The organism is Sinimarinibacterium thermocellulolyticum, assembly GCF_040327995.1.
GTDB lineage: Bacteria > Pseudomonadota > Gammaproteobacteria > Nevskiales > Nevskiaceae > Solimonas > Solimonas thermocellulolyticum.
Genome location: NZ_JBEPIJ010000023.1, coordinates 25092 through 36360 on the forward strand (window position 1 = coordinate 25092; position 11269 = coordinate 36360).

Annotated in this window: 8 protein-coding genes and 1 pseudogene; 6 read left to right on the plus strand and 3 right to left on the minus strand. The window is 68.1% G+C overall.

Annotated features, from left to right (window positions below; genetic code table 11):
- Positions 1-56: 56 nt before the first annotated feature.
- Entirely contained in the window at positions 57-896 is an 840-nt protein-coding gene (locus ABSH63_RS14405; protein WP_352890612.1) for a 23S rRNA (adenine(2030)-N(6))-methyltransferase RlmJ, read from the plus strand.
- On the opposite strand, the gene ABSH63_RS14410 is transcribed toward ABSH63_RS14405, so the two are convergent.
- Positions 893-2191, minus strand: a complete 1299-nt coding sequence (locus ABSH63_RS14410) for a hypothetical protein (RefSeq protein ID WP_352890614.1) — start codon at positions 2189-2191, stop codon at positions 893-895. The two genes, ABSH63_RS14405 and ABSH63_RS14410, sit on opposite strands and share 4 nt — an antisense overlap.
- Before the next feature lie 142 nt (positions 2192-2333).
- Between ABSH63_RS14410 and ABSH63_RS14415 the strand changes: the two genes are divergently transcribed.
- The 3 genes from ABSH63_RS14415 to ABSH63_RS14425 all read left to right on the plus strand — a co-directional run bounded on the left by ABSH63_RS14415 (position 2334) and on the right by ABSH63_RS14425 (position 5299).
- Positions 2334-2888, plus strand: a complete 555-nt coding sequence (locus ABSH63_RS14415; protein WP_352890616.1) for an NUDIX hydrolase — start codon at positions 2334-2336, stop codon at positions 2886-2888.
- Between the two features lie 117 nt (positions 2889-3005).
- Positions 3006-4070 carry a 2Fe-2S iron-sulfur cluster-binding protein gene (locus ABSH63_RS14420; protein WP_352890617.1) on the plus strand — a complete coding sequence of 355 codons (1065 nt, stop codon included), beginning with the start codon at positions 3006-3008 and terminating at the stop codon, positions 4068-4070.
- Positions 4071-4081: 11 nt separating this feature from the next.
- Positions 4082-5299: a ferritin-like domain-containing protein gene (locus tag ABSH63_RS14425; protein ID WP_352890618.1), complete on the plus strand. Its 1218-nt coding sequence runs from the start codon at positions 4082-4084 to the stop codon at positions 5297-5299.
- Here the strand turns inward: ABSH63_RS14425 and ABSH63_RS14430 are convergent.
- Positions 5272-6168, minus strand: coding sequence for a bile acid:sodium symporter family protein (locus ABSH63_RS14430; protein WP_352890620.1), 897 nt, complete (start codon positions 6166-6168; stop codon positions 5272-5274). The genes ABSH63_RS14425 and ABSH63_RS14430 overlap by 28 nt on opposite strands.
- Positions 6169-6481: 313 nt before the next feature.
- Here ABSH63_RS14430 and thiC point away from each other — a divergent pair, with 313 nt between their 5' ends.
- A complete protein-coding gene (gene thiC, locus ABSH63_RS14435) occupies positions 6482-8371 on the plus strand; it encodes a phosphomethylpyrimidine synthase ThiC (protein ID WP_352890622.1) in 1890 nt (629 codons plus the stop codon).
- 250 nt (positions 8372-8621) lie between these two features.
- Entirely contained in the window at positions 8622-10928 is a 2307-nt protein-coding gene (locus ABSH63_RS14440) for a thrombospondin type 3 repeat-containing protein (protein ID WP_352890624.1), read from the plus strand.
- A 155-nt stretch (positions 10929-11083) separates the two neighbouring features.
- On the opposite strand, the pseudogene ABSH63_RS14445 reads toward ABSH63_RS14440, so the two are convergent.
- A pseudogene (locus ABSH63_RS14445) lies at positions 11084-11269 on the minus strand (IS1595 family transposase); the annotation flags it as partial.

Consider the following 11269-nt stretch of genomic DNA (forward strand, 5'->3'; position numbering starts at 1 on the left):
TTTTTGCACGTGGCCAGCGGCCAGCGGCTGCTCGACGCGACGCCGATAATGCCGCCATGCACTATCAACATCGCTACCACGCCGGCAACTTCGCCGACGTCTTCAAGCATGTGCTACTGCTCGCCCTGCTGCGTGCGCTCAGCGCCAAGGACAAGCCCTGGTGCTACCTGGATACCCACGCCGGCGCCGCTGAGTACGACCTGTCCGACGAAGCGGCGCTGCGCACGGGCGAGTTCGCGGACGGTGTCGCGCGGCTGTGGGCGGCAGACGGCGCGCCGCCGGCCGTCGCCGACTGGCTCGCGGTCGTGCGTGCGCGCAATCCCGACGGTGCGCTGCGCCGTTATCCCGGCTCGCCGCTCTTGGCGCTGACCGCGGCGCGTGCCAAGGACCGGCTGCTGCTGTGTGAGCGCGTGCCGGCCGTGGCCGAGCAGCTCCGCGGCAAGATGCTCGCTGATCCGCGCGTGCATGTGCACCGGCGCGACGGCTACGAGCTGGCGTCCTTGCTGCCGCCAGCCGAGAAACGCGGGCTGGTGCTGGTCGATCCGCCGTTCGAGCGCGTCGACGAGTTCGACGCCTGCGCCGCCTTCGTCGCCGAGGGCCTGCGCCGCTTCGCCGGCGGCGTGTTCGCAGTCTGGTATCCGTTCAAGCAGCGGTACGCGACCGAGCGCTGGCTGCGCCGGATGCGGCGCGAGACCGCGCGCGAGGCCCTGAACCTGCAGCTTTGCGTCAGTCACGCCGCCGACGGCGAGATGCGCGCCTGCGGCCTGCTGGTCATCAATCCGCCGTATGCGGCGCAGGCCCCGATCGCCGAGGCGCTGGCCTGGCTGACGCCCCGGCTTGCCCAGGGCGAAGGCGCCGGTCATGCGGCGCAGCGCTGGTCTGTCGGAACGTCCTAAAGCGGCTCGACCGACAGCTCGAAGATCACGCACCAGTTGTGCATGGGCGCGGCGATGCCCTGGGGATCGAAGACCAAGCGGTCGCCCTGGCTGTCGCGCAGGTTGCCGCGCGGGCCGGTCAGGCGGCCCGACGGCTTGTCGCCGTCCCAGGCGTAGCGCAGCGAAGAGCCGGCGGCGATCGGCCGTGCGGCCGCGATCCAGACGCGGGTGCCGGCGCGGTCGATCGCGATGCCGGTGATCGGGTTGTCGCGACCATCGGGGTCAACCACACGGAACCCGTACTGGCCGGGATCGGCGACCTGCACGGTGTCGAACACCAGCGGTGGTACCGGCACATGAAAGTCCACGACGACGACACGGTCGATCGAGCGCGCCCGCAGCGGCAGCAAGGGCTGCCAGCGCCCGCCGTCGATGACCACGCGTTTGTAGACCAGGCCGAAGTAGGCGCCCAGCCACTTGCTGGAGCGCGCATCGAGGTGGAACTCGTCGACGAAGTCCATCATGTACAGCGGCGTGGCGAGGTGGAAGTCCGGCTGGGTTCGGCCGAGTTCGAGCTGGGCGAGGGCGATGTCCGGACGGGCGCTGCCGGCGGCGAGGTGTGCGGACACTTGGTAGGCGATCATCGGTACGCGTTCGGCGCTGCCCGTGATCACCTCGTTGACCCAGTCGATCTGCCGGCGCAGGGCATCGACGCCGGCGCGGTAGGTCTGCGCATCCGTACCCCAGTATTGGTCGCTTTCTCCCTGGCCCCAGGTGACGGCGCCGAGTCGGTATTCGGCGTTGCGCACACGCGCATGGGCATGGCCGAAATACAAGTCCCAGATCAGCTGTTCGAACGGCGAGCTGCCGAAAGAGAGGGCCTTGACCGTCTGCCCGCCCTTGCCGGGCGCACTGCCGAGATAGCGGATGCCCAGATCCGCGGACCGGTGGCCGTCTTCCTGCATGCGCATCTGATCGATCATCTGGAGCATGCCGGCGACAGGCGTCTCGCCGAGCCAGTAGTAACGCGACTCCTGGAAGGGGACGAGACTTGCGCGGTTGGCGGCGGCATCGCCCTCGCCGAATTGCGCACGCACGCCCGACGAGAACATCAGGTTGGACGGATGCGGTTCGGTGCTGATCGGCGGTACGGCGCCGGTGCCGAGCGATACGCTCTGGCCGTAGGACACGATCTGATGGATCGCCTCGGCCTGCGCCGGCGGTGATGAGACGAGCGCGGCGGCGAGCACGGAGGCAGCGACGCAGAGCAGCAGCCCCGGCTGGCGATGCAAGTGGCGAGCAGGGAGAATCGACATCGGCACGGACCGCGTGGGGGTGTGCTTCACAGCCTCCCATGCCGGACCACAAATGTAGTTATTTTCGTACACGAGCGCGGGCGGATGTCCGATGAGCGGCCCCGCGGCGGCAGTTGCCGTGCGCGCCATCAGCTTTGAAAACATGAACGAAACCGAGACCTTGCACGAGGGGCGTTTTCTCGCCCTGTTGCGCGACGGCCGCTGGGAATACGTGACGCGCACCAACAGCAGCGGTGCGGTGTTCATCGTCGCGGTGACCGCGGCGCGTGAACTGCTGCTGGTGGAGCAGTACCGCGTGCCGCTGCGCGCGCGCACCATCGAGCTGCCGGCCGGAATGATGGGCGACGAGGCGCGCTTCGCCGGCGAGTCCCTGGCCGATGCCGCGCTGCGCGAACTGGAGGAGGAAACAGGTTATCGCGGCGCGCGCGTCGAGTCGCTGACTTGCGGCCCGGTCGCCGCGGGCCTGACCAGCGAGATGCTGCACCTGGTCCGCGTGCACGACCTGAGGCGCGTGCACGACGGCGGCGGGGTCGATGGCGAGGACATCGTCGTGCACCGCGTGCCGCTCGACGCCGTCGATGGCTGGCTGCTCGAACGCGCGAGCGAGGGTCGTCTGATCGAGCCGCGGATCTACGCGGCGCTGTACTTCGTCGCGCGCGACGAGTCGCGCACGACGCCGGCGCCGCACACCGCATAGCGGGCAAGACCCGGACGGCCGCCGCGCGGTGTCGAACCGGGTAATTGAACGATCGGTTGACTCGCGGCGGGCAGAGCGCTATAGTCGCGGGCGAGGAGCATCGCCACCGGAGGGTCGATGAGCGTCCGTACCGCCATCGCTGCGAGTCGCCGCCGCATCGTGTTGCCGCGCCCGCATGGGCCGGCCCAGCGCTGGAGCCTGCATGCGCCGACCGTGCCGCGCGCGGTGCTGGTCGTCGAAGTCCGGCGCGAGACCGAGGACGCGGTCACGCTGGTGCTGCACCCGGAGGACGGGCGGCCGATTCCGTTTCGCGCCGGTCAGTATCTGACGCACTGTTTCGAGATCGACGGCCAAGCGCAGCGCCGCGCGTACTCGATCAGCAGTGCCGAAGGGCAGCCGCTGGCGTGCACGATCAAGGCGCTGCCGGATGGACGCGTTTCGCAGCACGTGTTGCGCGCCGTGCGCCCCGGCACGCGCTACAGCGTGATCGGCCCGACCGGCGATTTCGTGCTGCCGGACGATACGCGCGCGCCCTTGGTGCTGCTCGCCGGCGGCAGCGGCATCACACCCGTGATCAGCCTCGCCGAAACCGCGCTGGCGCGCGATCCGCAGCGTGCGGTGCGGCTGGTGTATGTCAATCGCGATCCGGCGCGTGCGATTTTTGCCGAACGCCTGCGGCAACTTGCTGCACGGCATCCTGCGCTGCAGCTCGTGCAGCACGCCAGCGCCGGCGGCCGCCCGGATGCCGCGCAACTGCGCGCGCTGCTGCAACCCTCGGCCGCCGCCGAACACTATCTCTGCGGACCGCAGGGTCTGATGGATGCCGCCGAGGCGGCGCTGCGCGCGGCCGGCGTGCCGGCCGCGCGCATCCACCGCGAGCGCTTCATCCCGGCACCGCGCCCACAGCCGCGACCGACGACGCCGCAGCCGATCACGTTCACGCGCAGCGGCCGCAGCGTCGAGCAGCAACCCGGCGAATCCATCCTCGATGCCGGCCTGCGCGCCGGCATCGCGCTCGAATACAGCTGCACCGTCGGTGGCTGCGGCCACTGCAAGGTCCGCGTGCTCGACGGTACGCCGCTGCTCAATGAACCCAACTGCCTGTCCGAGGCCGAGCGCAACGCCGGCTGGACGCTGGCCTGTTCGGCCTGCGCCACGGGCCCTCTGACGATCGACGCTTGAAGGAGATCACGATGTCTGCCACGACGACCATGGACCGCATGCTCGACGGCCTGCCGCAAAAGGCGCAGAACCGCATCTACGGCGTGCTCGACAATCTGCGCGTGATGAGCAGTGTCGGCAATGCGCGGGTTGCCGCGAGCATGGCGCCGTCGGTGATGCGCGGCCTGGTGCTCGGCAAGGGACGCACCGGGGATGCGGTGGCCATGCGGGCCCACCATGCCGCGCATTTCGATCTGACTTACCAGAACGAGTTTCCGCAGATGTACGAGCTCTACCGACGTGCCGTCGCCGGGCAGTGGAACGGCGAGCGCGATCTGGACTGGAGCATCGCGGTCGATCCCGACAACCCGGACACGGCGGTGATGCCGCTCGACTATCCGCCGTTCGCGGGGCTCGCCGAGAAGGGCATTCGCCTCAATGCCAAGGAGAAGCTGCGCTTCGCCAACGATCTGGCGAGCTGGACGCTGTCGCAGTTCATGCACGGCGAGCAGGGCGCGCTGTACGCGGCGGCGCAGGTGACCGAATCGGTGGCCTGGCTCGACGGCAAGTTCTACGGCGCCACCCAGGTCATGGACGAGGGGCGCCACCTCGAAGTGTTCTACCGCTATCTCGACACCAAGCTACAGAAGGTCTATGCGGTCAACGACAACCTGTTCGTGATCCTCGACGACCTGCTCACCGACGGCCGCTGGGACGTGAAGTTTCTCGGCATGCAGATCATGGTCGAGGGCCTCGCGCTCGGCGCCTTCGGCACGATGTACAACTTCACCCGCGAGCCGCTGCTCAAGCAGTTACTCAAGTACGTGATCCAGGACGAAGCGCGCCACGTGCACTACGGCGTGCTCGCGCTGCGCGATCACATCACGCGCCAGCTCAGCCCCGCCGAGGTGCGCGAACGCGAGGACTGGGCCTACGAGGTCGCGCTGCTGATGCGCAACCGCTTCCTCTCGCACGAGATCTACTACGAGTGGTTCGAGGGACGCCTGTCGCTCAAGGACTGGGACGAGATCGTCATGAACGCGCCGTCGATGGCGGCGTTCCGTCACCTGATGTTCCTGCGCCTGATCCCCAACCTCGAATACATCGGCCTGATGAGCGAGCGCATCAAGGCGCATTACGCCAAGGCCGGACTGACCAGCTTCCTCGGCGGCAAGAACGCGACGCAGCTCTCGGCCGACGACCTGCTGCGCGACATCTCGGCCTACAAGCCGGAAGGGTTGGCCGCCTGAGCACCGGCACGCAGGCGCCGGTTCGCCCACCAGCCGAAGGCGGCGGCGGTGAAGAACATGATGATGCTGTAGACCGCCGGCGGGATCGCCATCGTCGGGTTGTCGAGCATCAGCGGTGACAGCGCCACCGCGATCGCCAGCGTGCCGTTGTGGATGCCGATCTCCATGCCGATCGCGATCGCTTGGCGCTCGCCCAGGCCCAGCAGTCGCGGCACCGCGTAACCGACGGCGAGGCTGATCAGATTGAACGCGAGGCAGGCGCCGCCGACCACCTGCACGAACGTGCCGATGTTACCGCTCTCCTTGCTCACCGCGAGCGCGATGATCGCGATCAGGAACAGGATCGACAGCCACTTCACCGGCTTGACCAGTTTCTGTGTCAGCGCCGGCGCCTTGGCGTTGAGCAGCATGCCCAGCGCGACCGGGCCGAGCACGATGACGAACACCTGCACGACCTTGGCGAACTGCAGCGGAATCGCCTTGCCCTCGCCGTAGAAGTGCAGCATCGACAGATTGACCACGATCGGCAGCGTGACGATCGCGAGCACCGAGTTGATCGCCGTCAGCGTGATGTTGAGCGCGACGTCGCCGTTGGCGAGATGGCTGTAGAGGTTCGCGGTGGCGCCGCCGGGCGAGGCGGCGAGCAGCATCAGGCCGACCGCGAGCGCCGGCTCGAGTGCGAACGCATGGGCAATGCCGACGCAGACCAGCGGCAGCAGGATCACCTGGCAGGCGAGCCCGACGAACACGGCCTTGGGCATCACCAACACGCGGGTGAAGTCGGCCACGCGCAGCGACAGGCCGAGGCCGAACATGATGAAGCCCAGCGCCACCGGCAGGAACACGGTGGTGATCGGATCTGCGGTCACGGCATCCCCTCGATCGTCGGCCGCTAATCGTTGCTCACCCGGCTCCGGCCGCGTCGGCCGAGCATAGCGCAAGCGCGCCACCTTACGCTGCGCGAACAGGCACGAGCCGCTGCGAGCATCCGGGATGCCGGCGCCCCGCTGCGGCGCTAGACTAGCGCGGCTAGCCGGGGGTGCCGCGCAGACGCTGTCGTCCGCAGGCTGAGATCAAACCCTTGGAACCTGACCGTCCCCCGCGGTGAGGGAAGGCTGGCGCAGGCGAGTGTCTACGGCCCGGCGCCAGTGCCCGACCTCATCGCACAGCGAGAGCGAACCGATGAGCGCCGTTGCCGATTCGATCTTCCACAAAGCCGAGGAACTCTCCGCCGAACTGCGCAGGCCGTTCCCGGCGAGCCGCAAGATCCATGTCGACGGCCCGCAGGGCGTGCGCGTGCCGATGCGCGAGATCAGCCTGTCGGCGACGCGCAGCGCGAGCGGTCTGGAGCCCAATCCGCCGGTCACGGTCTATGACACCTCGGGACCGTACACCGACCCCGATGCGCGCATCGACCTGGCCAAGGGCTTGCCGGCGCTGCGCGCGGGCTGGATCGCGGCGCGCGGCGACACCGAGGGCTTGTCCGCGCCGAGTTCGATCTTCGGCCGCATCCGCGCCGCCGACGACAAAACCGCGCATCTGCGCTTCGCACATGTGCGCGCGCCGCGCAAGGCCAAGCCCGGGTGCAACGTCACGCAGATGCACTACGCGCGCCGCGGCATCGTCACGCCGGAGATGGCGTTCGTCGCGGTGCGCGAGAACGCGCGGCTGGCCGAGCTGCGCGAGGTCTACGCCAAGGCCGGCTATCTCAAGCGCATGCACCGCGGCCAGCGTTTCGGCGCGCTGCTGCCGGACGAGATCACACCCGAGTTCGTGCGCGACGAGGTCGCGCGCGGCCGGGCGATCATTCCGGCCAACATCAACCACCCGGAACTCGAGCCGATGATCATCGGCCGCAACTTCCGGGTAAAGGTCAACGCCAACATCGGCAACTCGGCGGTCACCAGCAGCATCGCCGAAGAGGTGGAGAAGATGGTCTGGGCGATTCGCTGGGGCGCGGACACGGTCATGGATCTGTCGACCGGAAAGCACATCCATGAGACGCGCGAGTGGATTCTGCGCAACTCGCCGGTGCCGGTCGGTACCGTGCCGATCTACCAAGCGCTGGAAAAGGTGGGTGGCCGTGCCGAGGAGCTGAGCTGGGAGATCTTCCGCGACACCCTGATCGAGCAGGCCGAGCAGGGCGTCGATTACTTCACCATCCACGCCGGTGTTCTCTTGCGCTACATCCCGTGGACGGCGAACCGCGTGACGGGCATCGTCTCGCGCGGCGGCTCGATCATGGCCAAGTGGTGCCTCGCCCATCACCAGGAGAACTTCCTCTACACGCACTTTGAAGAAATCTGCGAGATCATGAAGGCCTATGACGTGTCCTTCAGTCTTGGCGACGGTCTGCGTCCGGGGTGCATCGCCGACGCCAACGACGACGCCCAGTTCGGTGAACTGCACACCCTCGGCGAGCTGACCAAGATCGCCTGGCGTCACGATGTGCAGGTGATGATCGAAGGCCCCGGCCACGTGCCGCTGCACCTGGTCAAGGAGAACATGGACGAAGAGCTCAAGCACTGCTTCGAGGCGCCGTTCTACACCTTGGGGCCGCTGACGACGGACATCGCCCCCGGCTACGACCACATCACCAGCGCCATCGGCGCCGCCAACATCGGCTGGTACGGTTGCGCGATGCTCTGCTACGTGACCCCCAAGGAGCACCTGGGCCTGCCGGACAAGAACGACGTGCGCGAGGGCATCGTCACCTACAAGATCGCCGCGCATGCGGCGGATCTCGCCAAAGGGCATCCCGGCGCGCAGGTGCGCGACAACGCGCTGTCCAAGGCGCGCTTCGAATTCCGCTGGGAAGACCAGTTCAACCTCGGCCTCGACCCGGAGAAGGCGCGCGACTTCCATGACCAGACCCTGCCGCAGGAGGGCGCCAAGCTGGCGCATTTCTGCTCGATGTGCGGGCCGCATTTCTGCTCGATGAAGATCACCCAGGACGTGCGCGACTACGCGGCGAAGGTCGGCACCGACGACGAGGCCGCGCTCGCGCAGGGCATGGCGGAGAAGGCGGCCGAGTTCAGGCAGCAGGGCGCGCAGGTCTATCTTTCGCGCTGACCGGCCCGCAACGCGGTGCGGGCGGCCGCGCGCCCGTTTTCGAGCGTTCGCGGCCCGTCAGGGACGGCCGGCCGCGAATCCCCTCCCAGGCTTCTGAGGTGAAATGCCTATTGTGGCCCGGTATCGCGGGGTCTAGAGTCGGGCCGTCATCCTGCGTCGACGCACGACGAAGACCCGGGTTCTTCAGGGGGAACCGGGGTCGGGATCGGGCGCGACGCGTTCGCGCCTGCACTTGAAGGGAGTCGATCTCATGATGGTTTCTCAGACCCGGCCGTCGTGGCCGCACACGGCGTGGACGCGCCTTGCCGCGCTGCTGATTCCCGCATCTGCCGTCGCCTTGCCGTTGTCGGCATCCGCGCAATGCGCCTTGCCCGCCGGCACTCAGACCTTGCACGAATGGACGGTCGAAGTCGGTCCGGCCGTCGGCGGGGTCGAACTGGCCCCCACCGCGGCGGAGCCGTTCAGCGTGCCCGCCGGTTGCGTCGCCAGCGAACTGCGCGTGCGCATCGAGTGGGACGACGCTGGCAGCGACATCGATCTGTACGTGACGCTGCCGGATGGCAGCGAGCGAGCGTCGGCCAATGACCAATCCCAGGGCGCCTTCGAGCAGGTGCAGATCACGGATGCGCCCGCCGGCGACTACGGCGCGCGCGCCGCCGGATGGCTCAATCCGCCGACCACGGTGCGCGGCTCGGTGATCGCCGACATCGGCAGTGCCGGCGATGGCGGCGGTGCGGATCCGGGCGACGGCAGCGGCTACACCGGCATTCCGTCGGCGCCGGGGCGTCCGCGCGTCGTCGTCGCCGACATCGATTCGGCGATCAACCCCTACCATGACCTGTTCTACACCGGAGGCCCCTTGTACGGCGACGGTGCGCCGTCTTCGGTCACGCGCGAGGTGCTCGAAGCCTTCGGCGTGCCGCCGCAGAACGTGGTCACGCTGACGCGTACCGGCAACTTCGCCAACGATGTCGCGGCGGATCGGGCGTTCTGGGACAGCGTGGTGCCGGGACAGCTCTATCACTTCCGCGGCACCAACATCATCGCCACCTCGCTGGTCGGTGCCGGCCTGCCGCCGCTGATCCCGACCCCCGAGAAGAGTCCGCATGGGCTGGGCACGGCAGCGGCGGTGCTCAACGCCAATCCCGACGCCATCATTCTGTTCGTCGAAACCGAAGGTGCGCTCGGTAGCGACGAAGCGCACGACTTCGCCTTCCTGCATCCCGAGGTCGACATCGTCACCACGAGCTATGGCGTGTCGATTCCAAGCACCGGCTTCCCGTTGCCGGAGACGCGCGCCTTCCACAACACCTACAAGGCCGTGGTCGAGATGGGCAAGCTGCACTTCAGCTCCGGCGGCAACGGTCCGGGTCTGACGCCGTTTCGCGCGGGCGCCGGGCCGTGGTGGAGCATCGGCGTCGGCGGCATCGAGGAGGGTTCGTCGGAAGGCGATACGCTGATCTCCGGCGTCTTCCCGGATTTCGTCTCGGACTTCACCCAGACGCTGCCGTACTGCATGGACTGCGAGTCGGAACTCGAGGAGTTCGTCGCCGGCACCAGCTTCTCGACCCCGCGCGCCGCGGGTGTGGCTTCGCGCGTGCTGCTGCGTGCGCGCACGCTGCTGGGTCACAGCGGCGGCATCGTCGACGTCGAGGGCCGGCCGGTGATGGCGCGCGGCCGCGGCTTCGAGATCAACAACTGGTTTTTGCGCCGCGCGCTCGAACAGGCGGCGTGGATTCCCGGCATCGAGGAGTACGATCCGGTGGCCGGCGTCTTCGATCTGGGCGGATTGCCGGTCAATCCGCTGGCGCCGTGGCTGCAGATCGGCTGGGGTGATGTGACCGGCGAAGTCGAAAAGGAAGTCGTCACCAAGGCGCTGGGGCACCTCAATTTGGGCACCATACTTAACGACAAGCCCGACGGCTTTTGCGAGTTCCAGACCCTGATCATCCAGGAGCGCAAGCTGTACTGGGACAACGTCGCGCCGTTCCTGCCCAACCTTTTCGGCGGCGACCCCACCGGCACGACGCCGCAGGACGACCCGTTCATCTACTGCGAGGCGGCGATCGGCGTGGTGGCGTCCAATGATCCGGGCGGCATGCCGGTGGACGGCGACGGCGACGGTGTCGTCGACGGCCTCGACAACTGCCCCACGGTCGCCAATGCCGATCAGGCCGATGCCGACGGTGACGGCACCGGCGATGCCTGCGAGAACGGCGCGCCGACCCCGACGCCCAGTCCGACGCCCACGCCGACGCCGAGTGCAACGCCGACCCCCACCGCGACGCCCACGCCGACGCCGAGCGCAACGCCCACCCCTACCGCGACGCCGACGCCGAGCGCAGGTGCCACGCCCACCCCAACGCCCACCGCCTCGGTCACGCCGACACCGACGCCAACGGTGACGCCGACCTCCACGCCCACCGCGTCACCGGTGGTGCGGTCGACCGGCGGCGGCGCGCTCGGCGGCGGTCTGCTTTGGTTGCTGCTGGCCGGTATCGGTGCCTGCGGGATGCGTGTGCGGGGCTCACGGCGACGTCGAAGCGCTGACCGCTGAGCACTCTTTCGCCTGTCGAGCGCCGCCGGGCGACGCGGGCTGCGGGAACGCGAATCAAGACCCACAGGCCGCGATTCGCGCTCGCCAAGTCCGGACGTGTTGCGTACCGGCGCTGGAAGAAGTGCTCGAGGACGTGCAGTTCTTCAAGGTAATTCCTAACCTTTCCGGACCAGAATTGGACGTAGCTCTTGGATTGAGATCTGCTTGAGAAGCTTGAACAGCAAGGGTTGCAGGTTTTCGTGCCGGTGATTGAACCGGTAGCAAACTTCGGCCAGGTACAGGTGGAAGTATTGCCGGGGCACGCCACGGTACATGTAGAGCCAGTTCTTGGCATAGCTCCA